Below are 25034 nucleotides of genomic sequence, written 5' to 3' on the forward strand. Positions count from 1 at the left end.
AAGGGGGATTCCCATCGGCCTTGTGGCCGATCCGGCCTTTAGGCCGGGCGCCTCACGGCGCGGGTTTCCTGCTTCAGCGCCGGCTGCGGAAGGGAGGACCCTTGCCGTCTTACACCAGCTCCACAGGCATCACCGGGGTTGTGCCCGGCTACGGCTCGACCAGCCGCAAGGATGTTCTTGGCCGCGTTGATGTCCCGGTCATGCCGGGTGCGGCAGCCCGGACACGTCCAGTGCCGGGTGGAAAGACTCAGTTCCGCGAGCAGGTGCCCGCAAGCCGAGCAGGTCTTGGAAGACGGATACCAGCGGTCGATCACCACGAGCGTGCGCCCGGCCCGTTCGGCCTTGTACTCCAGCTGCCGGCGGAACTCCCCCCACCCCGCATCGGAGATCACCCGCGCCAGCTTTCGGTTCTTCACCATGTTGGCGACCGCGAGGTCTTCGATCACGATGACATCCGCTCTGCGCACCAGGTTGGTGCTGACGCGGTGCAGGAAGTCGTTTCGGGCGTTGCGGACCTTGCGGTGGGCGCGGGCGACCTTGGCCTTGGCCTTACGCCGGTTGGCGCTCCCGCGCTCACGGCGGGCCATCCGCCGCTGGTAGCGGGCGAGGTTGCGGGCCTTGCGCTCCAGATGGCGGGGGTTGGCGATGCGTTCCCCGTCCGAGGTGACCGCGAAGTCCTTGATCCCCAGATCGATACCGATGGCGTGCCCGGCCTCGTCCATGGGGTCGGGGGCGTCGGTGTCGACGGCGAAGGTCACGTACCAGCGGCCGTCCGGATCCCGGGAGATGACGACCATGGTCGGGTTCAGCGTGGACACCTCGACGTCGCCGAAGGACCACACGAACCGCAGCGGTGCCCGGGTCTTGGCCATGGACAACTCGCCGTCCTTCATCCGGAACGCCGAGCGGGTGTAGTGCGCCGACTGCCGGGAGCTGCGGGTTTTAAACCGCGGGTATTTCGCGCGACCGGCGAAGAAGTTCGCGAACGCCGCATGCTGATGCCGCAGCGTCTGCTGCAGCGGAACCGACGACACCTCGGACAAGAACGCCAGGTCCTCGGTCTTCTTCCACGCGGTCAGCGCCGCGTCGGTCTGCCGGTAGGAGGTCTTCTGGCCTCGCTGGTGGTAGGCCGCGTGGCGTTCGGTGAGGGTTTTGTTCCACACCAGGCGCACACAGCCGAACGTGCGGCTGAACACCGCCGCTTGTTCGGGGTCCGGGTAGGCCCGGCACTTGTACGCCGTCCGCATACCCGCGACCTTACATGTGACGCACATATTTGTAAGTCGAATGGACGGATGTCGGCGGACTTCGTTCTCAGGCCGTCCCGGCTACGCCGGGCCGCTCCTGACGGAGTCCGGATTCCTCCCCAGCGTGAAGGCCGGGGCATCCTCCGGAGGACAAGGTGAAGGGTGCAAACCGTGGTGAGGAGACAAGACGCCGAATCCCGGCCATGGCTGGCCGTCCCCCGTGGCACCGCAGTGTGGCTGCGCCCTCTCGTCGGGCCGCTGGTGGACGAGGTCATCGCCGAGATCGGATCTCAGGTCCCCGAGTTCGACCGGCCGGAAGACGAGATCTTCGGGCACCAGAAACGGCTCGCGGTCGAGGGCGCGCTCCGCCAGTTCGTCGACCTGCTGGAGAACCCGCGCGCTCCGTGGGAGAGCATCGCGTCGGTGTACCGGGCGATCGGGGCCTGGGAGGCGAATCAGGGCCGGAGTCTCGACGCGCTGCAGCGATCGCTGAGGGTGGGCGCCCGGCTGGCCTGGCGCCGCATGGCCGACCAGTGCGACTCGCCAGACGTTCTCGGGCCGCTGGCCGAGGCCATCTTCGTCTTCCTCGACGAGATCGCCGCGGCCGCCTCGGAGGGATACCTCAAGGCGATCGGACGGGCCGCCGGCGAGGTCGAGCGCCGCCGGCGAAGGCTGCTCGGCCTGGTGCTGTCCGACCCGCCGGCGTCTTCGGAAGAGGTCGCGGAGGTCGCCAGGATGGCCGGCTGGGCCCTGCCCCGTACGGTCGCCGGCGTCGCCCTCCATGAGCGGAAACAGGACCAGTTCATCCCGCTGACGCTTCCGCCGGACGTCCTGGTCGACACCGACTGCCCGCAGCCGTACCTGTTGCTGCCCGACCCGGACGGCCCGGGGCGCTCCCGCATCCTCGACGCCATCGACGTCGACTGGACCACCGCCGTGGGCCCGACCGTCCCACTCCGGGGCGCGGCGAACTCCCTGCGGTGGGCGCGTGAGGCCCTCGCCCTCGCCCGCCGCGACATCATCTCCGGTGACGGCCTCATCCGCTGCGGCGACCACGAGGCGACCCTCGTCGTCTTCCGCGACGAGGAGTTCATCCGGAACGTCGTCGCCGGCCGGCTGGCGCCCCTGGAGACCCTTCGCCCCGGCCAGCGCGAGCGCCTCGCGGAGACACTCCTCGCCTGCCTGCAGCGCGGGTTCAACGCCAACGAGGCCGCCGAGCGCCTGCACATCCACCCGCAGACGGTGCGGTACCGCCTCCGGCAGCTGGAGGAGCTGTTCGGAGAGCGCCTCTACGACACCGACCGGCAACTCGCTCTCGAGATGGCACTGCACGCCTGGCTGGCACTGGCCCGGGCCCGCGAGACCTGACCGCGGCCGTTCCGGGACCTTCCTCGTCCGTCCTCATCTTCTTCTTACCGCTGTTCGGCGACCCGATCCGCGCCATCGGCAAGACCACGGCGGTGGCCACCTCAGGACGCGGGCACATCGCAGCTACAAAAAGGATACGTAGTGTGATAGTCATGTGACGGTGCGCTACAGGTCGGCGCACGCACGTCTCGTCAACGGCAAGCCATGGAGACGGTCATGCTCGTGTTCACCCTCGCTGTAGCCGCGGCCGTCGGGGCCGTGTTCGCGGCCGCGTTCCTCTTCCGGAAGTCGCGCCACGGCGCCGACGACCGGGGCCCGGGCAGCACGACCGCGGGCCACGCAGGCTCGATGCTGTCCTCCCTCTTCCTGCTCGCGTTCGCCATCGCCATCGTCGTTCCGTGGACCACGGCCGACTCCGCCCGTCAGAACACCCAGGCCGAGAGCCAGTCGATCGTGGACGCCTACTGGGCGGCCGCGGCGCTGCCCGCCCCGGCCGGCACCCAGGTCCAGGCGTCGCTGCGCGACTACGTCCGCTTCATCGTCGACAACGAGTGGCACGTCATGGCGAAGGGGCGGCTCAGTGAGGAAGGCTGGGCGCGCCTCGACACCCTCCGCGCCCAGGTCACCGGCCTGCACGTCTCCGGCACCGCCGCGGAGGCCGCCCGCAGCACCCTCCTCGACCGGATCCGCGACATGTCGGCGGCGCGCGGCCAGCGCGCGGTGGACGCCAAGGCGACGCCGCCCAAGGGCCTGCTGGCCCTCACGGTCGTCGGCGCCGTCCTCACCTGTGCGTTCCCGTTCCTGGCCGGCGCCCGGCCGCGGGGGACGGCCCTCATCCCGGCGGCGGCGATGACGGCGATGCTCACCATCGGCGTCTACGTGACGTTCGACATCTCGCACGTCTTCAGCGGCGCCCTCCGCGTCAAGCCCGACGCCTTCACGGCGGCGCAGCAGGAGTTCCCCCGCATCCCCGAGAGCCGGTGACCCATGCGCACGCGCAGCATCAGCGTCCTGGCCACGGGTGCCCTCATCGGGTTGATGGCGGCCCCCGCGCTGGCCGACGACGGGGCCCGCTCCGCCCGGCCCCGTACACCAATCCCGTTCACGCCCTCGGCTCGACCGGCGTCGTCCACCCGAGCCACCCGTTCCACCTCGCCGACCCGCGCGCTCCCCTCCACCCGGTCCCCCCGGCACCGCCAGGGGCACCACCCGCCGTACACCGCGCGGCCGGCCGCACCCGGCGATGCGCCGGTGGCGCGGGATGCGACGGGCCACGGACGGTCCGCCGGGCCCGACGGCTCGCCGTTGCCAGGGAGTGCGACGCGGCGCGCGCGGTCCGCCGGTTCGCCGGTCACCGGGACGCGGGGCGCGGCGGGCCACGGACGGTCGGCCGGGTCCGCCGGTTCGCCGGTGGCCGGGACGCGGGGCGCGGCGGGCCGTGGGTGGTCGGCCGGGCCTGACGGCTCGCCGGTCGCGGGTATACCAGAGCCGGTCGAGCCGGGCTCCTCGGCGGAGCCGTTCGAGGTCCCTCTCGACATCGGTCTCGTGCGGCCGCCGGCCTCGCCCGTCGCTCGGCGGCCCTCCGCCGCACCGGCAGACCCGGCCGATCCCGACCTGGGTGATCCCGCCCCGGGCCCGCGGCCGGGCCGGCAGCACCGACGTCACCCGAGCCACGATGGCCAGGCCCCCGGCCGCTCCGATGGACCGATCGATAGGAGACTCGGCGCCCGAGGCGACGCCGCCCCGAGATCTCTGTCCGTGGCCGGTGGCGACGCCGCTTCCCCGCCCCTGTCCGTGGCCGTGGGCGTGGGAGGGTCACAGCCGGTCCTCGCCGTGGCGCTCTCGATCTGCGTCGACCTCGACCTGCTCCACGCCTTGGACGTCCGCCTCGCCGTCGGGGCCTGCGGCCGCGCCGCTCCTCCGGAGGTCCCACCGCCGGCGACGCCTCCACCCGCGGCTCCACCCGCCTCGCCGCCACCAGCCTCTCCACCGGCGGCGGCGCCGCCCCCTGCCCGGCCGCCGCACGCCGCTCCGCATCCCGCACCACCCGCAGCGCCGGGCGTGCCGGTGCGCCCGGCCGCCGCGAAGCCGGCCGCCGCACGGCCCGTCGCGTCGCCACCGCGGACGACGCCGAGCCACCGGCCGGGGTCGTCGTTCGCCCCGGTGCCGGAGCCCCGAAAGCGCGAGGCCGTGCACGTGCCCCGGCGGAAGAAGCCGCTGGCCACGGTCATGGTCCTCGTCGTCCTGGCGGCGATGATCGCCGTAGGGGCGGGCCTCGCGTTCGCGACCATCTGAGGGAACCGGCTTTGCTCTCCTCCGGCGACGCCGTCACCGCCGCCGAGTGCGACGGTGACGGCGCATGCCGTCCACTTTGGCTGCGAACTCGCGCGGCCGAAGGATCGGCGTACCGCGCCAAGGGGACATGCTCGTGAGGTCTGTGTCGTCGGAGACGATTAAGAGCGCGCCCGTCTCGGCTGCCAGGTCGAGGATCGCGTTGTCCTCGAAATCGGGACAGTCGGTGACCGTGTGCCGAGGATCGAGTATCCCTCCGCCGCTGTGGGAGGCGGCGCGGGCGAGGAGGCCGAGGTAAGCGTCGGCATCGTTGGGCTCCCACTTGAGGCTCTCCTGGAGAACGCGCGTGGTGTTCTCCAGAATGTGCGGTGAGAGCCACAGCGAGAACTCCGCCGCGTCGGCGATTATGCCGACGCAGTCCGCATAGGCGTTGCCCGAGGTCGGAGGCGGTGACGGCCACGACCGGAACGGGCTGTTGCCTCCCGCCACCGCGCCGACCAGGACGCCCCCGTCGAAGACGACGGGGACGGCGCTCACGTGGAGTCCCGGGCTTTGAGGATCCTCTTGGTGATCGCGGGGATGTCCTCGAGCGTGAGGTTCTGCTCGGCGAGCTTTCGCTGGCCGTAGGCCTGCGCCTCGCGGAGCTCTTCCGCGAGTTTCACCGAGGCCATCACGCGGAGCGTCGCACGCAGGTACGCCGATCGATTGCCGTCGCCGAAGTAATCGACGAGCTCGTTGAGGAGGGCGCGGTCCTCGTCGGCGACGGCAAAACCAATGGTCTTGGTGCTCATGCCAACCTCCACGACCACGATAGCATTCAGCTTGCATTTCGGATGCGAAAAGTTGCATTCAATGCTGCGGTCGCGGTACTGATGGGCTGAGCTGCGTTGATCCCTCTTGCGTCCGGCCATCCGGGCCTGGGCTCGGGAGCGTCGTTTGCCTGTCAGGACTGCGGGGTCGCGTGTGGCCCAGAGTCGCCGAATTCCGCGACTCCGGCGTAGAGCCAGTCCGTACGCGGTCCCGGCTCGCCGAGGTCGGAGCGCCAGCTCCACGGCCGTACGAGACCGGGATCGGTCAGGTGGAAGCCGTCGAAGAAGGTCTCGATCTCCTGACGAGGGCGGAAGACGATGGGACTGGTCGCGCCCTTATAGACGTCGATGACCTGCGCGATCTCTTCGGCCGGCGGTCCGTCCGTCGTCAGGTGGGACAAGGCCAGGTGGGAACCCGGTGCCAGTTGCTCGCGGAACGTCCGCAGGATCTCCTGGGGTCGCTCCGTGTTGCGGATGAAATGGAAGACCGCGACGAAGAGGATGGCCACCGGCCGCGAGAAGTCGATGAGGGCATTGACGTCCGGATGAGCCAGGACCGTGCCGGGCTCGCGCATGTCGGCGGTGATGACCGTGGTCGTCTTGTTGGTGGCCAGCAGGGCGCGTCCGTGCGCGAGCACGATGGGATCGTTGTCGACGTAGACGACGCGGGCCTCGGGATTCACCGCTTGGGCGATCTCGTGCACGTTGCCCTGGGTGGGCAGGCCGGTCCCGAGGTCGAGGAACTGGTCGATGCCCTTCCCCGCCAGGTACCGCACGGCGCGCTGCAGGAACCGCCGGTTCTCCCACACGATGTCGTGCGACATCACGTCCCCGAGCGCCGCCTTGACCTTGGCGCCCGCCTCCCGATCCGCCGGGAAGTTGTCCTTGCCGCCGAGGAAGTAGTCGTACATCCGCGCCGGCGACGGCCGGGACACGTCGAAGGGGATCGTCCGGTCGCCGGCAGTCATCGGCGCCTCCGCCGACGGACGATGACCGATATGCACGTTTCCATGAGTAACACTCTGGCCGGTCCTAGTCGTTCGTCCGTGTGGATCTCCACCTCCCGCGCGAAAAGCGGCGTGCGGCGATCACTTAGACACCCATGTCGGTGATCACCGGCGATCGGTGCGCTCTTGAGGCTGTCGCACTACTCGCGATCTTGATTGCTCAAGGCCATGGCGATCCAGCGAGTTGGCGCGCGAAGGCTGCGAATCGGGCTGCCGGCGGCGCGGTTCGGTGTGCTGAAAGCTCGGTGAACGACCGTGCGGTTCATCCCGTTAAGGGGACGCAGTGGGGCAATTCGGCTCGCCGCAGGGGTGTTCTCCGAGAGTTCTGCACGGTGGCGGCCGTGGCGAGGCCGGGGCGGCACCCGGAGGGGCCGGCGGGTTCGCGGCGGCGGTCGGGCTCCGCCGGGTGGGTCGCCGGTCACCGTGCTGGAACGGGCGGCCGACGAACTGAGCCGAGGGTGGGCAGAACGCTCGGCGAAGGCCACGCGCGGCCCGCCTCACCAAGGGCAAAACCGGGCGAACCGGGCCGCTGCCGGTTTGTTCCCGAGCGTTCTGCGCGCCACCCTCCGCCGGGTACACACGTCCGCGTCGGCCGGCCGATGCCTACACCCGGTCGAGGACGCCTTCGCCGGGGTTTTTAAATCCCTCCCAGCGTGACAGCCCAGGGCACACTGGCCCGCCTGAGCGGCCTGGTTCGGAGTTAGGCGACAGCCTCTCTTGGCGCACCGACCGCCAGTGATCTTCAAGCCCTCTCGCTCGTCGGCGGTCGAGCGCGGACTCGCCGTCGGGCGGGGCTTGAAGGGGCGCTCCCGGCCGGTCTCCCGAGCGCGCCGGAACGTCAACATCGGCCACGACCTCGGCGGGTCTCCGACGGCCGAGTTACGCCTTATGTCGGTATTGGGAATCGCCTGGGGCGGCTACCGGACGTCATTGACCTGTTCGCCGAGCACCGTGGCCCGGCGCCGGCGCTTATGCTCGCCGGCGTCCATCCGCCGGCATGGTGGCGGTCAGGTCGGCGAGGATCCGTAGGGCGGCCTCGGAAGGTGAGCCCGGCTCGGCGTTGAACACCGCCACACGCTGCCCCTCGTCATTCGGCAGGACCATGAACTCGGTCATCAGCGCCATGGCGCCCACCATCGGGTGGCGGTAGGTGCGGGCGGAGACGTCGCAGTCGCCCACCGTGTGCGAGGCCCAGAGCGTCGCGAACTCGGTGCTTCCGAGCGTCAGTTCGCCGATGAGACCGCTCAGCGCGGGGGCATCGGGGTGCCGTCCCGCGATCAGCCGCAGGTCGGCGACGGTGGACCGGGCCTTGTGGGGCCAATCGGCGTAGAGCTCACGCATGTGGGGGTCCAGAAACAGCATGCGGGCGATGTTGGGACGGTCGCCGGGGCGGTTCGCCGCGTCGAAGTCGAGGTGGCCGGCCAGCAGAGCGTGTGCCATCGGGTTCCACGCGAGGACGTCGAGGAAGCGCCCCATGACCAGTGCGGGCACGTCCCCGAATGACTCGATCATGAGTCGTACGCCCGGCCGCGCCTGTTCGGGCCTGGCGGCAGGGCGGGGAGTCTTCGGCTTCGGCCGGGCCAGCGAGTACAGATGGGCGCGCTCGGCACCGCCCAGGCGCAGGACGCGGGCGACGGCGTCGAGCACGGCGTCCGAGGCGTTGGGGCTCTGGCCCTGTTCGAGACGGGTGTAGTAGCCGGCGCTCACCCCGGCGAGCTGGGCAAGCTCCTCGCGGCGCAGGCCGGGCACCCGACGGCGTCCCCCGTACACGGGAAGCCCGGCGTCCTCCGGCTGCAGCCGCGCCCGCCTCGATCGCAGGAACTCGCCCAGTTCCGCGTGCGCGTCCATGCGCACCAGTGTCGCGGATCGGCGGCCGTCGAGCCTGTACCTGTCAGATGTAGTCACCCCAGGTGTACATCCGGCAGGGGGCTGGGCCCGGCGTGTGACCCGTCGCAGTCTGGTTCCCGGCCGACCGGCCACAGGCGGGACCAGAGGAAACGGAGATGCCGTGAAGATCCTTGTGATCGGTGCGACGGGAACCATCGGCAGTGCGGTCGCCGACGGGTTGGCGGCGCGCCACGAGGTGGTGCGTGCGTCGCGCCGTGGTCCGGTGCGGGTGGACATGGAGGACGCCAAGTCCATCGACGCCCTGTTCGCGGAGGTCGGCGAGGTGGACGCGGTGGTGTGCTGCGCCGCGAGCGGCGGCCTGACACCGCTGGACACGCGGTCGGACCCGGACTTCTGGAGCGGCCTCGGCGGAAAGCTCATCGGGCAGGTGAACCTCGTACGGCGGGCGCTCGCTCACGTACGGGACGGCGGATCCGTGACGCTCACCAGCGGCCGGTTCGCCGAACCCGTCCTGGGCAGCTCTCTCGGGTATCTGGTGAACGCGGGCCTGGAGGCGTTCGTGTACGCCGCGGCGACCGAGATGCCGCGTGGCGTCCGCCTGAACACAGTCAGCCCCGGCTGGGTGCGCGAAACCCTCCTCGGCCTGGGCATGGACCCGGCTGCCGGCATCCCGGCGGCCGATGTCGCCCGCGTCTACATCGACGCCGTCGAAGGCACCGCCCACGGCCGTACGCTCACCGTGAGCGCGTAGTCCCCGAGGCGTCGCCGCGCGGTGGGCCTTCTCGCGGGGGTTCCTGCGAACCGCGCAGGTTCCTCAACCCCGGAGTTCAACCGCGCGGATCCAGTACTTGGGGCGCTGATGGCGGCTGGTTCCCGGGGCCTGGACATACGGGGCGATCCACCACCATGATCAACTTTGCGGTGGCCGGGAAGGCTGCGGCGCACAGAAGCACGACCTGAAGGAGAGACTGTGAAGTACAAGCTGATTCCCGCTCTCGCAGCACCCGCCCTTGCTCTCGGCTTGGTCGCTCCTTCCGCTCAGGCGGCCACGCCGCAGGCAGGGGTGAAGATCGCGGCTGCCCGCGTCGCGGTCACGAAGGGCGGCGGGAGCGTGTACGGCGAGGCTCACTACGGCAACAGCGGCGGTCCGTACCTGAAGGTCGTGGACTTCACCGCCCGCGGTGGCTGGCGGATCAGGGGCAGCATCGAGAAGGCATACCGCGGCGATTGGGTCATGGTCTTCCAGTGCACGGCGGCCGATGGGGACTTCTCGACCTGCCGGCACAGCATCCCTGAAGGGACTCTGATCAGGGCCCACGTGTGGGCGTACAAGGGGAGCACCACCAAGTACCACGGCTACAGCGCGCAGACCCGCGTCTGAGATTCCGACGCACCTGGCGAGGGGCGCAGCCTGTCTGAGGGAACTGACGGGTCGGGCGGACGGCCCACTGCAGGTGACCTGCACCCGGCAACGACCGTGGCCGTCCGCACTTCACGGCGACACGCCTGTCACCAGCGGAAACTCATACACCACCTCAGTAGATGCAACCGAACTGGGCGCGGTCACTCGGGCTAAGGCCACCACGCCAGTATGAGCTGGGGTTCCCGCACAACAAATTTTTCTGGACTACGGGGCGGGTAAGGCGGCAGCTTGTCAGAGGTTTGTGTTCAAGCCGTGTGCATCTTACTCAGGATGGCGTGCGGTGCATCGGCATATCGGCGTCAGTTCTCTGGCTGGGCAGCGCCTTAAGACGGTGCATTCTCGCCCTCCGTCGTCAACTCAGCCCGTGCCCCCAACGCGTGCATGGCCTGTACCTGGTTGACCAACGTGGGAACGTCGTCCACGCGCGTGGCCTCCAGCTCGACCACAGAGCCGTCCTTCCGCGTGACCTTGGCTTTGAGTGTGCCCTTGCGGTAGCGGATCCAGGCCACGAGAACTGCGCTGATCGCCGGAGGACCAGTGCCGACGATCGCTGTCACGGAGGAGGGGTCGAAGGCGTGCATGTCCTCGGAATCGAGAGCGCCGCCTGTCATGCTGCCAACCACTTTTGCCAGCTCGGTGAAGGAAACCGGCTCGCCGCGCATGAAGAGCCTGATCACCTGATCCGGTGGTGGAGGGGGAGCGCTGGCCAGAAACTCCCGTACCATTTCGACCTTGCTTGGCCTCCGTGGCGCACCCTCGCTACCAGACTCTGCCATCGAGGTCCCTCTCACCAGACCCGGGCCTTTGAGGCAACCGGAGCTGGTTCACACTCTAACCGAGTGGATGGAGTAGCGGCTCGCAAAGACAGTGAGCAGCGGTTAATCCAGACACTGAGCCGCTCCGCGGAATGTAGGCGTGCTGAGAAGGAGCGGCGTCGGGCGCTGAGTCTGGGTGATGCGTTCGAGGTCGGCCATCTTTGCGAGGGCTGCGTCCAAGCTGATCTGAAGCTACGCCGCCGCATCACCGCCCGAGGCGAGCAGTCGGCCTTCTTCGCCGCGCCTCGAACGGCGGCGGCATGACGACACAGTCACCAGGGACGATCTAGAGGCACTGGACGACGACGGCTGAGGACTTGGACACGTATTTGGCACAGCCGCCCGTGATCAGCCGACACTAGCCGGACACAGCCGGACATGGGATCATGGGTGGCCTGCCAAGTATCCGCAGGTCAGCTACCCGTTCGGGCGGGTCAGGGGATGGCGCGCCCAGAGGGATTCGAACCCCCGACCGTCGGATTAGAAGTCCGATGCTCTATCCAGCTGAGCTATGGGCGCTCGCTCGATCGGGTCCGAGTGTACGGAATTCACGGCGTTCATGCGTCACCAGTAGGGGTGCGGTCGATCAAAGCCCTGGTCGCCGGGCGTGGCCTGATGCGGTCGCTCCCCGTCGGACCATCGGATCGGGCCTGGGCACCGAGGGCCGCAACACCCTGGCGATCGCGGTCTGGAACGGGGACGACGCCGGCGGTGGTCTCGGCCGGGTCGCCCTGGAGAGGTACGCCGGTCTGGCCACGAGAGTGCGGGTCTCGGACGTCCCCGGCTCGCGTTGACGCGCGCTATGCCGAGGCGGGGATGACCTGGGGGGACGCCGTGCGCGGGCTCGACTGGGCGGCGTGCCGGCCGAGGTGCGCCTCCAGTCGCCACAGCGTGTCGAGGTACTGGTCGGCCCACAGCAGGGCCAGGGCGGCCGGGATCGCGTCCTCCTCGCCGTCCTCGATCGCCGCGTGCACGCCACGGTACGGCCGAACTCGTCCTCAACACGGTCATCGCTGCCGTCGGTGCCGCATTGATCTACCTTGTCCCGAACGCGTCGGCCGCCCGCGACCGGGCAGAGTTCCGTACCACCGGCCCGGCACGTAGCCTCGACGCAGCACCCCAGGAACATAGAACCGCCCCGTCCTCCGGCCCATTCGGATCAGCCCATCTTCGGGAGGGCGGGGCGGCTTCGTGCTGTCCGGGTCACGCCGAGCAGACCGGGCACGGCGCTTCGACATACCGCACCGGCTTACCGTCCTCCGTGCAGTCCACCGATGCCAGCACCCCCGCGCCGTAACACGCGACGCACAGGCCGGCGGTGATGAGCGCCTGACGGACCTGGAGCTGCTCACGCGTCAGCGGCAGGCGCCGCATGACCTCCTCGACCTCGTCCTCAGCGCATCGGATGTGGACGTGCCCGCTGCCGGAGCAGTCAGGGCAGGTCTCCCACACGACGCCGGACGCGGACAGGCGGACCCGGTCGCCGTGGCTCAGGCACGTGTCGCAGGGCACCACGATGCCCCGGAATGGACCCTCGCCGATCGATCCGTAGACCTCGTAGCTCACTCTTTCCCTGTCCCGTGGCACCGCTCGCACTCGTACCACCGTGTCTGTCCGGGGTTGCGCTTACCGTTCCCGCTCGTGGACCCAGGCTTCGCCAGGTCCCAGCGTCCCCCCTCGCCATTGCAGCCGAGACACTTCTTGTCGTCTTCTTTGCCCTTGCTCATGTGCACCTTCCCTTGGGCGATGTGTGGAGGGCCGCGGCCCCGGAGCCCCGCGACGGATCATCCGGGGCCGCGGCGTCTGTGGTGCCGCCGGGCCCGTCCCCTCTAACGGGCCCGGCGGCGGTGTCCCGACCCAGACCGGCCGGGACATCTGGCCCGTACGGCCATCCGCAGGGGTTGACGGCCGTACGGGGGTCTATCGGGTGTCCTCGACCTCGTTACGGATGCGCTGCGCGGCGTCCGCGTCGAGGGCTTCGAGGCGCCGCATCTCCTCATCGCGGACGCGCGGCGGGTGACCGACCACGCTGACGTTGTTGAGCACCAGCCGGAGCGCGGCGAGATCGCGTTCGAAGCTCATGCGGGTGCCCCGATCTCCTCGAGCTCGGCGGCCGTGAGGGTCACGCCGGGCGCGGCGACGACGACGTGCACGGTCTTGCCAGTCTCGGCGTACGTGACCCACCGGGCGGCGGCGTGCCGGTCGGCGATGAACAGACCACGCCCGTGCTCGTCGTCTTCCTCGGCGGGGAGTCGCTTCGGATCGAAGGCAGGCAACGGTGAACGGTCCGGGTCGGTGACGGTGAGGTGCACGTATCGGTCGGTGACGGCCAGGTCCACGCCGATCGGGTACAGGTCGTACGGCCAGGGGCCGAGGGCGGCGGTGGCGGCGATGGCGTTGGTGACGACCTCGCTGGTGAGCAGGCCGATGTCGTATGGGTCGTGCGGGGTGCCGTCCACGGTGCTGGCTGCGAACCGGCGCGCCTTGCTCGCGTACTCGGGAAGGGCCCGCACGGCGAGCCAGGATGCGGTGGCATGGTCGGCGGGTCTCACCGGGTCGGAGGTGACGGGGGAAGCGGGAAGAGTCATATCGACTTCACTCCCTGTAGGGATTGGATGACATTGTCATCATGCGCTTGCCAGTGGCGCACCGCAACGACTCTGACGGAATTTGTTGTGTCCACGTGACGAACTGCTGACGGAGCATGCACACTCTGCGCATGACCCCGAAGAGCCTGTCCGTGCGCGCCCGCCGCCTCGCTACCGAGCTGAAACGCCGCCGAGAAGCCGCCGGCCTCACGGTCGAGCAGGCTGCCGCGCAGCTGAACTGGTCATACAGCAAGCTGATCCGCTTCGAGGGCAGGCGAGCGATCCCCAAGGTGGGCGACGTCGCACGGATCCTGGAGCTGTACGGCGTGCCGGGCGGCGACCGCGACAGCCTCCTGCAGCTGGCCCGTGAAGCGCACCAGCGCGGCTGGTGGGAGGACCTGGGCGTCTTTCCCGGCAGCTACGTCGGGCTGGAGGACTCCGCGTCGCTCATCCGCTCGTGGGAGCCGAACCTCGTGGCAGGCCTGCTTCAGAGCGAGGAGTACGCCCGCGCGATGATCGAGACCGGCATTCCCGAGCGCGGCCCCGAGGAGGTCCAGCGGCACGTGATCGCACGGATGGCTCGTAAGACACTGCTGTCGCGCCCTGGCGCGCCGGACTTCCACGCGATCCTCGGTGAGGCGGTGCTGCGCCAGCAGGTCGGCGGGCCGAAGGTGCAACGCGACCAGTTGTACGCCCTACGTAGCGCGGCCGGGCGGCCGAACGTCACGATCCAGGTGCTTCCGTACTCGGCCGGCGCGTCGAACGGCCTCGAAGGAGGCTTCGTGCACCTGGAGTTCCCCGATGAGATCGACCCGCCGATCTCCTACATGGAGACGCTTGCGGGCGAGACGTACATCGAGAGCGCGGAGGGAAACCGGAAGATTAGGCTCGCATGGGACCGCGTCGCCGATGCGGCCCTGTCACCCGAGGAGTCGGTGAAGCTGATCACCGACCTGGCAAAGGAGTAGGTCCAATCCCCATGTCCAATCCCACCCAGCTCGACTGGCGCAAGAGCAGTCGGAGCGGCAGCGGCACGAACTGCGTCGAGGTCGCGGTCACCACCCTCACCCGGTAGACGGCCCAGCGCACAGAGAAGCCCCCGGCGAGCGTTCGCTGGGGGCTTCATCCAATCCCGCGCCCATAATACGACGCGGAGCCGACATCGGCGGTCAGAACCCCAACGTGTGATCGCAGGAGACGAGCGCGTACTGCCCGCTGCTCTTCGCCGCCTTCATCTTCTGCCCGTCGACGTCGATCTCGCATGTCACCGTGCCTGAGCCCTGGTTCTGCGCCGAGATGTCGACCACTGCGAACTCGCCGCGCCGCACCTTGAACGACTTCGTCCACGGCAGGTGTGCGCCCTGCTGCTGCTCCTGGCCGCTGGCGGTCGAATAGGTCAGGTCCGCGGAGTCGGATGTGCCGGCGACCCGGTAGGTGATCGTGCGGGTGTCGCTCTTCGGCTTGGCGGCCTTGCTCGCCGGCGCGGAGCTTCCCGGGCCGGGCGCGGAGCCGCCGGCCGAGGGCGGGGTGGCGATGTTCGGGTCGGCGTCGTCGGTGGCCTTGCAGCCCGAGAGGGCGAGGACGGCGAGCAGGGCGACGATGATGCCGGTCGGAGGCAGGGGTAGGACGCCGCCCGGCGCGTCCTGGGTGGCGGGGGTTAGCGGAATGTGGCAATCCGGTTACGGTGTGATCCAGCCGGCGGCGATCGCGAGGAGGATCGTGCCGCCCGACCAGGCGCAGGCGTGGGCCAGGACCTGCGCGCCGAGGTTCACGACCGGGACGAGCCGGTCACGAATGGAGGACAGTGAGCAGCGCGGCTGATCGCGGTCTGGAACGAGGACGACGCCGGCGGTGGTCTCGGCCGGGTCGCCCTGGAGCAGTACGCCGGTCTGGCCAGGAGCTTGCGGGTCTCGGATGTCCCCGGCTCGCGTTGACGCGCGCTATGCCGGGGCCGGGATGGCCTGGGGGGACGCTGTGCGTGGGCTTGACTGGGCGGCGTGCCGGCCGAGGTGCGCCTCCAGCCGCCACAGCGTGTCGAGGTATTGGTCGGCCCACAGCAGGGCCAGGGCGGCCGGGATCGCGTCCTCCTCGCCGTCCTCGATAGCCGCGTGCACGCCCTCGAGGAGGCGCCTGCGGCCTTCGGAGTCGCGTACGTGCGGTGGCGGCACGGGGGTCTGGTGGAGAACGCAGTCGCCCAGCGCGATGTACCAGGAGCGCAGGGCGTGGACCTCCGCGTCGAGGTTCGCGGCGCAGCCCGCCAGTTCCTCGTGGCCGTCGGTCACCTGGCCGAGACCCGCGAGCGAGCGGGCCACCCGCCGTACGCGCGCCGCCCCGGTCACCAGGGCCGCCGCGCTGTCGGCGGCCATCGGATGGGCGGACCGCTCGGCGAGGTACTGCCGGAAGGAGTCGTCCAGGCGGTGTACGGAGGCGTCCGCGTCCTGTTCGGCCTGCTGCGACCAGGCCGGGTCGCCGTGGCCGACGAGCCGGCGCGTCGACGCCAGCACGTAGTCCGCGCTCCGCGCGTACGCCGCGGCCAGGTTCTCGCGCAGGAGCGTGGCCGCTCCGCGCGGCCAGAACAGCAGGCCGACGCCGAGGCTGATCGCGAACCCGATGCCCACGTCCTCGATGCGGACGAGGCCGACCTGCCAGCCGCTGGGCTGGATCAGGTTGAATACGAGGAACAGGACGACGTTGAAGGCGGCCTGACCGGCCGCGAAGGAGATCGCGCGGGGCGCGTACGCCGCGAGCAGCACGCCCACCGGCAGCACGCTCCACAGGACGGCCTCATGGGTGCCGACCGCCAGGATGAGGGGCGCGCCGACGAGGATGCCGATGGCGGTCCCGGCCAGGGCGCTGAGCACGGACCAGCCGGTGCCCAGCGCGTTGGACCGCAGGACCGACAGTGTGCCGAGGACGACCCAGAAGGAGTGCTGCAGCCCGGTCCGCTGCGCGATGTAGACGGCGACGGCCAGGCCGACGGCGCCCCGGACGCTGTTGCGGAACCACGCCGACCGGGCGTGGGCGTCCTCGATGGCCAGCTCGGTGGCCCGGATCACCGACTGCGCCTGCCGGTTCGCGGCGCTCTGCCGTGCTCCGCCGCCGTCGGGTCCCTCCGGCACGGTGTCGCCGGCGGCCATGAGCGCGTAGCGCGCGGTGTACTGCGCCGCGTACGAGATGGCGCGGGTACGGAAGGTCGGGTCCAGCGTGGCGACGAGCGCCTGGTGATCCGGGATGGCGGGCAGGGCGGGGAGGCGCTCGACGAGCACGCGGGCCATCGCCGCGCGAGTGTTCTCGATCCGCTGCAGGTCGGGCCCTTCGGCGGCGTGACCGTCCAGCCGCGCGGCACCGGCCCGTAGTGCCTCGGCCGACGCTCGCATGGCCTCGGCGTTCTCCGCGCGGCACAGCGAGATGGGGGGATCACCGGCGGGGGAGGCGAGGAAGGACAGGAGGAAGTCGAGCTCGTCGACGAGCGAGGTGAGCGCGGCCGTCGGGCCGGCCAGGCCGGTCGGCCGGTGCGGCGTCGCGACGAGGCGGCGGCGTACTCCGTCGACCGCCTCGTGGGCGGCGCTCGTCCGGGCCGCGACGGTCTCGGGGTCCCCGGCGACCTGGGCGTCGGCGAGGTCCGCGAGGGATCGGCAGGCGCGGGCCGCCTCGGTGCGGAGCACGGCGCGCTGCCGGGCGGGCCACAGGAGCATCTGGGCGCAGATCCCCGCTCCGGCGGCGAGCGCCCATCCCTCGAGCCGCGAGGGGATGGCCGACAGGGAGGCCGGGATCGTGACCGGTAGCACGAAGGCGAGGATGGCCGCCGTGGCCCCCGCCGCGAGATAGCCGTTGACGACGCCCGAGAACAGGATGAGGAAACCGACGACGGCCATGGCCGCCGCGGCGAGCACCGGGTCCCGGGAGCACAGGGTCCCCACGACGATGAGGACGGCGCCGGTGACGGCAAGGCCGCAGTAGGCGGTGAACCGTCGCCGGGGTGATCCCCCGAAGTCGGCGAAGACCAGCATCGCGAACGATCCGAAGGAGGCGAAGAGCGCCGCCTGCGGATCGTGGATCACCCGGGAGGCGACCGCGAACACGATGGGCAGCACGATCGCCGCCCGGAGGGCGGTGCGCAGCGCGCCGAACCCCGGATCGCTGAAGCGGAGCCGCCCGCGCAGCGCCCGTGCCCACGACCGCCGGGCATCGCCCTCGGCCGGGGGCGTGGGCTGCTCGTCGGGGTCGGATCGGAGTTCCGGCAGGGCCGACCCCCGGTTATCGGACATGTGCCCACGATACGGGCGCAGGCCTCATTCGTCTCCGGGGCTCGCGGCCGCAGGGCCAGGGCTAACGCTCTTCGCGGAAGGCGACGTGGCGCCGGACGATCGGGTCGTACTTGCTGAGCGTGAGCCGGTCGGGGTCGTTGCGACGGTTCTTCCGCGTCACGTAGGTGTAGCCGGTGCCGGCGGTGGACCGGAGCTTCAGCACCGGCCGGAGCGTGTTCCTTGCCACGGTGGGCTCTCCTCTCATCGGTACGGTCGGTCCGCACCACTCCTGATAACGAAAACCGTTCCCGGTTATTCCTGATGGGAGCACTGTCCGGTCCGCGGGTCTCCCGTTCGCGGGCCGGCCCGGCCCGCGACGAGCGGGCCGAACACCGTCACGGCCGTGAGGAGCACCATCGACGCCAGGCCGAACGCCCGGGTGGCGTGCCAGAGGGCCATCACCCGGCCACCTTCACGCCGGGGCGCTCGCTGTGGTCGTCCGGCCAGCCGACGATCGTGTGCACCCAGCCGTCGGCGTGGACGAGCCGGGCGGGCAGCCCGTGCCGGGCCAGCCATCCGCCCGCCCCGTGGCCACGCACGAGCGCGGCGGTAGTGGCCGCGTTGGCGTCGACGCACGTCCTCGCCGACACCGAGATGGTGCGCCACGGACCGCGGGCCGGCATGCCGGTCCGCGGGTCGACGATGTGCGTGACCGTGCGGCCGTCCGCCATGCGGCGGGTCCGCACCGTCAGGCAGGAGGTGGCCAGCCCGCCCGGGGCACGCAGTGTGATGTCCTGACCGGGCGGCAGGCCGCCGTCAGGCCTCAGCCGGTGGTCGTCGGCCACGCGGACCGGCCAGCCGTTCACGGGCACGGATCCCGCCACCGCGATGTCGCCGGCCAGCGCGACGAGCACCCCGCAGCCCGCCGCCGCGCTCGCCTCGGCGGCCGCCCGGTCGGCGGCGAACGCCTTGCCGACGGCGCCGAAGTCGAGAGTGAGCCCGTGTGGAACCGCCACGGTGGTGGACGCCGGGAGGATCTCGATCGACCGCCAGTCCTTGGTGAACGTGAGAAGCGGATGAGCCGCCGGATCAACGTGCCTGAGAAAGGTCGTAGACCGTGACGCCGCCGACGGTCTTGGCGGTGAAGTGCTGCTGCACCCAGGTCGCGATCTGCTGGGCGTCGTCACTGCCGCTGGAGTTCGCGCCGCGCATCATGCCCGTGCCCGACCCGCCGATGAAGTAGTGGATCCTCCCGGCGGCGACGTACTGCTGGAACCGCTGCAGGCTCGGCGCCGGGTCGGTGCCGTTGAACCCGCCGAGCGCCATGACCGGCTCGCCGGTCGCGAGCTGGTATCCGGCGGCGTTGTTCGACCCGGCCGCCGCCGCCACCCAGGTGAACGAGCGCGTGTTCTGCTTGAGCAGCGCGGTCAGCGCGGCACTCGGCTTCACGGCGTTGAGCAGCCCACCGGGGCCGCCCATGCCGCCCCCGCCCCCGCCGCGGTTTCCGCCCGGTGCCTGGAGGTTTCCGCCACCGGGCTGCTGCGGCACGCTCCCGTTGCCGTTGCCCTGCTGCGTGCCGCCGGGGAACCCGCCCCCGGGGAAGCCCCCACCACGGAAGCCGCCGCCGGGGAAGGCCCCGCCCTGCGCCCGGCCGCCCTGACCGCCGCGCATGCCGCCGAAGCCGCCCCGGCCGAACCCGGGCCTTCCGCCCGGCCCGCCCGACGACGGCCCCGCGGTCGGGATCGCTCCCGTGTGCGGCGTGTCCACTGTCTCGACCGCGTACGCGGCCGGGCCGGCGATCGCCGTCAGGGCCGCGACGGCGAGCGCCGCTCCGAGCAGGCGGCGCGGGGCGCGACCGGCGGAGGCGAGCAGCGCGGCGGCGAGGAGGCCGCCGATCAGCACGACGATCCGTAGCCAGGGCAGGAAGTCGGGGGTCCGGCCGAGCAGGACGTACGACCACCAGGCGGTCACCGCCACCGCCCCGGCCAGTGTGACGGCGGCGGCCGGCCGGCGCCGTTCCCGCCACAGCACGGCCGCGCCCACGCCGGTGAGCGCCGCCACCGCCGGGGCCAGCGCGATCGTGTAGTAGCCGTGGAAGATTCCCTGCATGAAGCTGAAGACCAGGTCGGTTACCACCAGCCAGCCGCCCCACAGCGCGAACCCGGCGAACTCGCTCCGGCGGTCCCGGCCCCGTGTCAGCCACAGACCGGCGACCAGCAGGATCAGTGCGGCGGGCAGCAGCCAGGCGATCTGGCCGCCGAGCTCGGCGCCGAACATCCGCATCCACCCGGCGTCCTGGTTCAGGTTGCCGAGCCCGCCCGTCTCGTCGCCGTTCAGGCGGCCGATGCCGTTGTAGCCCAGGGCCAGTTCCAGCACGCTGTCGTGCTGCGAGCCGCCGATGTACGGGCGGGAGCCCGCCGGCACGAGGGCGACGACGGCGATCCACCAGCCCGCCGCCGCGACCAGCGCCACACCGGCGAGCAGCAGCTGCCGGATCCGCCGCCACACGGGCGCCGGGGCCAGCAGCAGGTACACCAGCGCGAACGCCGGTACGACGAGGAACGCCTGAAGCATCTTGGCCAGGAAGCCGAGCCCCACGCACGACGCCGCGAACACCAGCCACCGGGTGCTCGCCGTCTCCAGCGCGCGCACCAGCCCGTACGCGCCGAGGGTGAGGAGCAGCACGAGCAGCGCGTCCGGGTTGTTGAAGCGGAACATGAGGGCGGCGACCGGGGTGGTCGCGAGGACCGCGCCGGCCAGCAGCGCCCCGCCGATCGCCACCCGGTCACCGCGTCCGCCGAGGGAGCGGCGGACCGCCGCGTACAGCACGCCGACGGTCGCGACGCCCATCAGGGCCTGCGGCACCAGGATGCTCCAGGCGTTGACGCCGAAGATCCGGGCGGACAGCTCCATCGGCCACAGCGCCATGGGCGTCTTGTCCACGGTGATGAAGTTCGCCGCGTCGGACGATCCGAAGAAGAACGCCTCCCAGCTGCGCGTTCCCGCCTGGACGGCCGCCGAGTAGAAGGAGTTCGCCCAGCCGGAGGCGCCGAGTCCCCACACGTACAGCACCGCGGTGGCCGTGAGCAGGCCGAGGAGAGCGGGACGCGCCCACGCAGGGTCGCCGGAGTCGCCGCGGAACAGCCGGCGGTACGGCAGGCGCCTGGCCATGGAGGCCGGGCCGCTCCGCTCGGTGTCGGCCTGCCGGGGCGGACCGGAGGTCATCGATGTCATGCGACCACGGTCGGCGGCTGAGGTTGGGGGTGCCTGAGCCGTCCATTAAAGCCGCGTGAGAATCGGGTCGGCGTCACCCGCCCGCTCTCCGTGGCCGGCTCGATGAACCTCCGGCGACCGGCCGATTCAGCGGGTTCTTGCGAGGAACCCCGGGCCTTCAGCTTCAGGCCCGGGAGGAATCGCATCCCGAGCCCTGCGGCGCGGAGCACCGCAGCGTCGCGTCGGAACGGTGTCTCACTCGGGCGGGGCGTTTCTGGTTGCCGATGTGCTGCTTGATGACGGCGAGGGGCGAGGACCAGCTTCCAGCGATGTGACATAAAGCGATGCCATGGCCACATCCCGTGAAGGTCGTTGTCACACGTCCCGGCCACCAGCCCACGAAGCTGATGGCCGGGACGCGGCAGATCACCTCACCGCCAGTGAGGCTCTAGCTGCAAGCTCGGTCTTTCAGGGCCGAGAAGCTGACAGGCCTCCGGATACTGGGGGAAAGCGCACGGGAAGGGTGGTCAGAGCCCGGTGGAACGGGCCTGGCCGCCAGTCCAGCTCGGTGACCGATGCGTCAAGCTCGATACCGGGCAACATGTCGAGTAGTTTCTCGATGGCCACCGTGGCGATGAGCTGCGCGGGCCGCTTGGCGGGGCAGGCGTGCGGGCCCGCGCCCCATGCCAGGTGGGCACGGTTGCCGACCCTGTTGCCGGAAGCCGTGGACGGGTCGGTGTTGGCGGCGGCGAAGCTGATGACCACCGGCTGGTCGGCAGGCAGGCGAACCCCTCGGAAGTCGACGTCCCGGTCGGGATAGGTGAAGGCGAAGTTCGCTATCGGCGGGTCCGTCCACAGGAGCTCGTCGAGTGCGTCCTCGATGAGCAGGTTGCCGCCCCAGACGTCACCGGCGACCCGATCGCTCGTCAGCATCAGCCGCAGTGTGTTGGCGATGAGGTTCTGCTCCGGCTCGGCGCCGGCTCCCATGAGCAGGAGGACCTGGTGCAGTGCCTCCTCGTCCGACAGGCCCGCCGGATGGGCCAGTATCCGAGACGTCAGATCCCGTTGGGGGTCACGACGTTTGAGGGCGATGAGCTCGGCCACGCCATGTGTCAGCACGGCGTTCGCCCGCTTGGCGTCGACGCCGTCGAAGATCCCTTTGAACCCGGCGGCGAGCTGCTCACTGAGGACGGGCGGGCAGCCGAGGGTCCGGCTGAGGACCATGAGCGGCAGGGGCCGGGCGAACAGGCTGAGCAGGTCGGCCTTCCCCGCGGAGCGGAACTCACGGATCAGGGCTTCGGCGCTGTGCTCGACATGCTCGCGGAGCACGTTGGGGTCGACGGATCCCAGCCCGTCGGTCACCGCCTGCCGAAGCCGAGAGTGGATCATCCCATCGGTGTACATGCAGTTCGGCCGGTACATCATCAGCGGCAGAACCGGGCAGTCCCGGGGAATGCGCTGTTGCCAGCGGCGTGGATCCTTGGGGAAGGTGTTGGGATCGCGCAGCACCTCCAGCGCGGCCGCGTATCCGATGATGAGCGTGGCGGGAACACCGGGTGCCAGTTCGACCGGCACCACATCGCCGTATTGGCGAAGCCACGTATATGTACGCGCAGGGTCGGCGGCGAATTCCGGGTCAAAGAGCCGTACACGAACCGGGTGTGCGGGAGGGCTCAGTGACGTGCTCTGGCTCGATCCCCAAGGCATAGTGGGCACGTGCGACTCCTGGTTGTCGGGGCGGGGGGGAGGGATTCGGTCAGCTCGGAACCCGTTGTCGGGATTTCCGCGATCGCGTAATACGGGCGGCGCGGAATATCGTTCCCGGCCGGATGAGATCGCTGGGGTGAGTTCGCATGTGCGTTACCTGCAGGAATCGGCGATTGATCTCCGCGTCGGTGATGGACGCCTCCAATATGAGGTCGCTTATCCGGCGCGCGATCCGGTAGCCGCGCGGGTACGGTTCGTCGACGTGTGGCAGTGCCAGGTCGTTGAGGGTGGACGTCTGCCAGGCGGCGTCGACGACGAGCCGGACCAGTTCGAAATAGTCTCGGGCGGGCTCCGACAGCGAGGTCACCGACCTCAGATAGGCCGACAGGCAGGATGCGTGCAGTGCGGCCGACGACATGCCCTGGCCATAGATGGGATTGAAGGACGCCACGGCGTCACCCACGGCGACCAGCCCGGCGGGGAGGTGGTGCATCAGATGGAAATCACGTCGCCTGGCGTCGGATTGCCGGTAGGTCGCGACCGGGCCGCTCATCTGGCACTCATCAACAACCTCCGCGAACATCGGCGGCAGCCGTCGGCAACGCTCCCGGAAGTCATCGGGGTCCCTGGTCGGGCGGTCGGCGGCGAAGCCCGACAACAAGACGGCCCAGCGGTCCCCTTCGACCGCGGTCAGGACACTGGTCCCCGCCTGGCGCCCTTCCTGCGGGAGAACGATCGCCTGCACGGTGGTGGCCCCGGGGGGACCGCCGCCTCGGCGGAAGCCGGCGGTGGCGTAGTTGAGGTCGATCCCGATGCGCCGCATGGCCGGACGCGGCAGGCCGGCCCGGTCAAGCCAGTCACCCAGTCGGCTCGATCGGCCCATCGCGTCGACCACCAGGTCGGCGGCCATGTTCTTGATCTCGTCGGCGGGCTCGCCGGCGAGGGCGCACCGCACACCGGAGACCCGGTCCCCGGAGAAGGTCACCTCGCGCACCTGCGCCCGTATGAAATGGACGTTCGGCAGAGAAAGCGTCCTGGCGCGAACATGGCTTTCCAGGAATGGACGGCTGGCGCTGATGATCTCATCGGACACGGGCGCCTTGGCGGCGCCGTTGACGTACATGCGGATGGCGCCGTCGCGGGAGAGCACGGCGCCCGCGGCCAGCAGGTCGTCGGAGAATCCGGGGAACCAGCGATCCAGCTGTACCCGGCCGCCGTGCAGCAGCACATGCACCTGCGAGCTGTGGGGCGCTCCAGGTCGCCCCTCGTGGGCCGCCTCGAGGTCGTCCCGTTCGAGGACCACCACCTGGTCGGCGTGCTCGCTCAGTACCCGTGCCGCGAGCAGGCCGGCGATGCTGCCGCCCATCACGACGGCGCGCCGCAGAATGACCCTGCTGTCGGCCGGCGGCTGTGAAGTGCCGAGGTCCCTGAAACGCCGGGACGATTTCCTGCTCATGCGCGTGTGCTCCATCAATCATGACGGGGGGGGAATCAGCCAGGCTTCCGGGCGATACCGCCGATATGCCATATGCGTTCTGCCGCGGCGGGCGTCATCGATATCTCTGGGTTCCAGGACGGTATCCATACCATCCCCGGAGAGGCGATGTCGAAGTCGCCGAAGAAACGCATTATGCGTTCCCTGTCGCGTGCCGTGGCCGACGGGATGGCGCTCCGATAGACCTTCATGACGCCGTCCACCTCATCCGGATGAATTTCCGGGCAGGCGTGTGAAATGGCGAGGTAGCTGCCCGGCGCCAATGCGGCACGGATCGTGTCCATGATCTCGTCCGGCCGATCATCGTCGGAGATGAAGTGGAGTACGGGGGTCAGCAGCATCGCGACCGGCTTGCTCAGGTCTATGAGCTTGATGAGTTCCGGATGGCTCAGTATTCCTTCGGGGTTCCGTAGGTCGGCGTTGATGACCTTGATTTGATCGTTATCGGTCAGCAGCGCCTGTCCATGTGCGACGACGATCGGGTCATTATCCACATAGGCCACCCGGGCCTTTGGGGTGACATATTGTGCGACCTGATGGACGTTCTCGGCCGCCGGCAACCCCACTCCGACCTCGACGAACTGTTCGATGCCGCAGTCACTCGCGAGGTGTTGAACGACGCGTCGTGAGAAGCGGCGATTCTCGATGGTGATCTGCCGTATCGCCGGGTCGGCTTCGATGGCTTCTCGTGCCCGTTCCCGGTCGACCTTGAAGTTGTCCTTGCCGTCCAGCAGGCAGTCGATCACGCGGGCTATCGATGCCGTCGCGGACGTCACCCGGGGATGGCTTCTCTGAGTCGGTCGGCCGTCGTGCCAGAGTGTCGGCGGGGCTGGATGCACTTGGACAGGATGTGATCGCGGAGGTCCCCCTGGCATCCGTACTTGTACCGAGTTCGATACGGAACCGCCGGCGGTACGGAGGGCGGACGGTATCACCGGCGGAGACCCGCCCGTCTTCGGCCCGGAACGACCGGAT

Annotated in this window: 26 protein-coding genes and 1 tRNA gene; 7 read left to right on the forward strand and 20 right to left on the reverse strand. The window is 70.2% G+C overall.

All coding sequences use genetic code 11. The features are described 5' to 3' along the window. Positions 1–38: 38 nt before the first annotated feature. Complete coding sequence (locus tag NE236_RS18940) at positions 39–1247, reverse strand: RNA-guided endonuclease InsQ/TnpB family protein (protein WP_252843344.1); 1209 nt, start codon at positions 1245–1247, stop codon at positions 39–41. Positions 1248–1418: 171 nt separating this feature from the next. Here NE236_RS18940 and NE236_RS18945 point away from each other — a divergent pair, with 171 nt between their 5' ends. The 3 genes from NE236_RS18945 (at position 1419) to NE236_RS18955 (ending at position 4910) form a co-directional block, all read left to right on the forward strand. Then, positions 1419–2615, forward strand: coding sequence for a PucR family transcriptional regulator (locus NE236_RS18945; protein ID WP_252843345.1), 1197 nt, complete (start codon positions 1419–1421; stop codon positions 2613–2615). Between the two features lie 216 nt (positions 2616–2831). After that, positions 2832–3599: a bestrophin-like domain gene (locus tag NE236_RS18950; protein ID WP_252843346.1), complete on the forward strand. Its 768-nt coding sequence runs from the start codon at positions 2832–2834 to the stop codon at positions 3597–3599. 849 nt (positions 3600–4448) lie between these two features. Further along, positions 4449–4910 carry a hypothetical protein gene (locus tag NE236_RS18955; protein ID WP_252843347.1) on the forward strand — a complete coding sequence of 154 codons (462 nt, stop codon included), beginning with the start codon at positions 4449–4451 and terminating at the stop codon, positions 4908–4910. 33 nt (positions 4911–4943) lie between these two features. On the opposite strand, the gene NE236_RS18960 is transcribed toward NE236_RS18955, so the two are convergent. The 4 genes from NE236_RS18960 to NE236_RS18975 form a co-directional block, all read right to left on the reverse strand. Beyond that, a complete protein-coding gene (locus NE236_RS18960) occupies positions 4944–5444 on the reverse strand; it encodes a PIN domain-containing protein (RefSeq protein ID WP_252843348.1) in 501 nt (166 codons plus the stop codon). Beyond that, positions 5441–5698, reverse strand: coding sequence for a hypothetical protein (locus NE236_RS18965; protein ID WP_252843349.1), 258 nt, complete (start codon positions 5696–5698; stop codon positions 5441–5443). Before NE236_RS18965 ends, NE236_RS18960 begins: the two co-directional genes overlap by 4 nt. A 152-nt stretch (positions 5699–5850) precedes the next feature. Further along, positions 5851–6684 carry an SAM-dependent methyltransferase gene (locus tag NE236_RS18970; RefSeq protein WP_252843350.1) on the reverse strand — a complete coding sequence of 278 codons (834 nt, stop codon included), beginning with the start codon at positions 6682–6684 and terminating at the stop codon, positions 5851–5853. Positions 6685–7692: 1008 nt separating this feature from the next. Next, positions 7693–8571: a helix-turn-helix transcriptional regulator gene (locus NE236_RS18975; protein ID WP_252843351.1), complete on the reverse strand. Its 879-nt coding sequence runs from the start codon at positions 8569–8571 to the stop codon at positions 7693–7695. A gap of 160 nt (positions 8572–8731) precedes the next feature. On the opposite strand from NE236_RS18975, the gene NE236_RS18980 reads away from it, so the two are divergent. Further along, positions 8732–9322: a short chain dehydrogenase gene (locus NE236_RS18980; protein WP_252843352.1), complete on the forward strand. Its 591-nt coding sequence runs from the start codon at positions 8732–8734 to the stop codon at positions 9320–9322. Between the two features lie 219 nt (positions 9323–9541). Continuing rightward, positions 9542–9952, forward strand: a complete 411-nt coding sequence (locus NE236_RS18985; RefSeq protein ID WP_252843353.1) for a hypothetical protein — start codon at positions 9542–9544, stop codon at positions 9950–9952. 365 nt (positions 9953–10317) lie between these two features. Here the strand turns inward: NE236_RS18985 and NE236_RS18990 are convergent, their stop codons facing one another. The 6 genes from NE236_RS18990 to NE236_RS19015 all read right to left on the reverse strand — a co-directional run bounded on the left by NE236_RS18990 (position 10318) and on the right by NE236_RS19015 (position 13397). Next, the gene (locus tag NE236_RS18990; protein ID WP_252843354.1) at positions 10318–10671 is read right to left on the reverse strand and encodes an effector-associated constant component EACC1; all 354 of its coding nucleotides are present in this window, start codon (positions 10669–10671) and stop codon (positions 10318–10320) included. Positions 10672–11251: 580 nt separating this feature from the next. Next, positions 11252–11328 (reverse strand) — tRNA-Arg (locus NE236_RS18995). A gap of 281 nt (positions 11329–11609) precedes the next feature. Next, positions 11610–11783, reverse strand: a complete 174-nt coding sequence (locus NE236_RS19000) for a hypothetical protein (RefSeq protein WP_252843355.1) — start codon at positions 11781–11783, stop codon at positions 11610–11612. Positions 11784–12012: 229 nt separating this feature from the next. Continuing rightward, entirely contained in the window at positions 12013–12375 is a 363-nt protein-coding gene (locus NE236_RS19005; RefSeq protein ID WP_252843356.1) for a hypothetical protein, read from the reverse strand. Positions 12376–12729: 354 nt separating this feature from the next. Then, the gene (locus tag NE236_RS19010) at positions 12730–12891 is read right to left on the reverse strand and encodes a hypothetical protein (RefSeq protein ID WP_252843357.1); all 162 of its coding nucleotides are present in this window, start codon (positions 12889–12891) and stop codon (positions 12730–12732) included. After that, positions 12888–13397: an ATP-binding protein gene (locus NE236_RS19015; protein WP_252843358.1), complete on the reverse strand. Its 510-nt coding sequence runs from the start codon at positions 13395–13397 to the stop codon at positions 12888–12890. The genes NE236_RS19010 and NE236_RS19015 overlap by 4 nt, the downstream gene beginning before the upstream one ends. A 131-nt stretch (positions 13398–13528) precedes the next feature. Between NE236_RS19015 and NE236_RS19020 the strand changes: the two genes are divergently transcribed. Further along, positions 13529–14365: a helix-turn-helix domain-containing protein gene (locus tag NE236_RS19020; protein ID WP_252843359.1), complete on the forward strand. Its 837-nt coding sequence runs from the start codon at positions 13529–13531 to the stop codon at positions 14363–14365. Between the two features lie 11 nt (positions 14366–14376). Next, the gene (locus NE236_RS19025; protein WP_252843360.1) at positions 14377–14472 is read left to right on the forward strand and encodes a DUF397 domain-containing protein; all 96 of its coding nucleotides are present in this window, start codon (positions 14377–14379) and stop codon (positions 14470–14472) included. A 94-nt stretch (positions 14473–14566) separates the two neighbouring features. Here NE236_RS19025 and NE236_RS43635 read toward each other — a convergent pair whose 3' ends face one another. From NE236_RS43635 to NE236_RS19075, 9 genes are all read right to left on the reverse strand, one after another. Continuing rightward, positions 14567–15064, reverse strand: a complete 498-nt coding sequence (locus tag NE236_RS43635; protein ID WP_308209119.1) for an MmpS family transport accessory protein — start codon at positions 15062–15064, stop codon at positions 14567–14569. A 273-nt stretch (positions 15065–15337) separates the two neighbouring features. Continuing rightward, positions 15338–17665, reverse strand: a complete 2328-nt coding sequence (locus NE236_RS19035) for an FUSC family protein (RefSeq protein ID WP_252843361.1) — start codon at positions 17663–17665, stop codon at positions 15338–15340. Positions 17666–17726: 61 nt separating this feature from the next. Then, on the reverse strand, positions 17727–17891 hold the full coding sequence (gene rpmG / locus NE236_RS19040) for a 50S ribosomal protein L33 (RefSeq protein ID WP_252843362.1): 165 nt from the start codon (positions 17889–17891) through the stop codon (positions 17727–17729). Positions 17892–17956: 65 nt separating this feature from the next. Beyond that, complete coding sequence (locus NE236_RS19045) at positions 17957–18103, reverse strand: hypothetical protein (protein WP_252843363.1); 147 nt, start codon at positions 18101–18103, stop codon at positions 17957–17959. Further along, on the reverse strand, positions 18103–18831 hold the full coding sequence (locus NE236_RS19050; protein WP_308209118.1) for an FAD:protein FMN transferase: 729 nt from the start codon (positions 18829–18831) through the stop codon (positions 18103–18105). The genes NE236_RS19045 and NE236_RS19050 overlap by 1 nt, the downstream gene beginning before the upstream one ends. Beyond that, on the reverse strand, positions 18734–20878 hold the full coding sequence (locus NE236_RS43640) for a mannosyltransferase YkcB-related protein (protein WP_289850581.1): 2145 nt from the start codon (positions 20876–20878) through the stop codon (positions 18734–18736). Before NE236_RS43640 ends, NE236_RS19050 begins: the two co-directional genes overlap by 98 nt. Before the next feature lie 447 nt (positions 20879–21325). Beyond that, on the reverse strand, positions 21326–22432 hold the full coding sequence (locus tag NE236_RS19065; protein WP_252843365.1) for a cytochrome P450 family protein: 1107 nt from the start codon (positions 22430–22432) through the stop codon (positions 21326–21328). Between the two features lie 181 nt (positions 22433–22613). Next, the gene (locus tag NE236_RS19070) at positions 22614–24020 is read right to left on the reverse strand and encodes an FAD-dependent oxidoreductase (protein ID WP_252843366.1); all 1407 of its coding nucleotides are present in this window, start codon (positions 24018–24020) and stop codon (positions 22614–22616) included. A 35-nt stretch (positions 24021–24055) separates the two neighbouring features. Beyond that, complete coding sequence (locus tag NE236_RS19075; protein ID WP_252843367.1) at positions 24056–24835, reverse strand: SAM-dependent methyltransferase; 780 nt, start codon at positions 24833–24835, stop codon at positions 24056–24058. Positions 24836–25034: the final 199 nt, after the last annotated feature.

Source organism: Actinoallomurus purpureus, from assembly GCF_024055795.1.
Taxonomy (GTDB): Bacteria; Actinomycetota; Actinomycetes; order Streptosporangiales; family Streptosporangiaceae; genus Actinoallomurus; species Actinoallomurus purpureus.

Bases quoted from the DNA above. Each gene is read 5' to 3' on its own strand.
- NE236_RS19035 (WP_252843361.1), bottom strand. From the start codon at position 17,665: ATGTCCGATAACCGGGGGTCGGCCCTGCCGGAACTCCGATCCGACCCC.
- NE236_RS19045 (WP_252843363.1), bottom strand. From the start codon at position 18,103: ATGGCCCTCTGGCACGCCACCCGGGCGTTCGGCCTGGCGTCGATGGTG.
- NE236_RS19025 (WP_252843360.1), top strand. From the start codon at position 14,377: ATGTCCAATCCCACCCAGCTCGACTGGCGCAAGAGCAGTCGGAGCGGC.
- NE236_RS19015 (WP_252843358.1), bottom strand. From the start codon at position 13,397: ATGACTCTTCCCGCTTCCCCCGTCACCTCCGACCCGGTGAGACCCGCC.
- NE236_RS19010 (WP_252843357.1), bottom strand. From the start codon at position 12,891: ATGAGCTTCGAACGCGATCTCGCCGCGCTCCGGCTGGTGCTCAACAAC.
- NE236_RS18965 (WP_252843349.1), bottom strand. From the start codon at position 5,698: ATGAGCACCAAGACCATTGGTTTTGCCGTCGCCGACGAGGACCGCGCC.
- NE236_RS18970 (WP_252843350.1), bottom strand. From the start codon at position 6,684: ATGACTGCCGGCGACCGGACGATCCCCTTCGACGTGTCCCGGCCGTCG.
- NE236_RS19020 (WP_252843359.1), top strand. From the start codon at position 13,529: ATGACCCCGAAGAGCCTGTCCGTGCGCGCCCGCCGCCTCGCTACCGAG.
- NE236_RS19070 (WP_252843366.1), bottom strand. From the start codon at position 24,020: ATGAGCAGGAAATCGTCCCGGCGTTTCAGGGACCTCGGCACTTCACAG.
- NE236_RS18940 (WP_252843344.1), bottom strand. From the start codon at position 1,247: ATGCGGACGGCGTACAAGTGCCGGGCCTACCCGGACCCCGAACAAGCG.
- NE236_RS18950 (WP_252843346.1), top strand. From the start codon at position 2,832: ATGCTCGTGTTCACCCTCGCTGTAGCCGCGGCCGTCGGGGCCGTGTTC.
- NE236_RS43640 (WP_289850581.1), bottom strand. From the start codon at position 20,878: ATGACATCGATGACCTCCGGTCCGCCCCGGCAGGCCGACACCGAGCGG.
- NE236_RS18975 (WP_252843351.1), bottom strand. From the start codon at position 8,571: ATGGACGCGCACGCGGAACTGGGCGAGTTCCTGCGATCGAGGCGGGCG.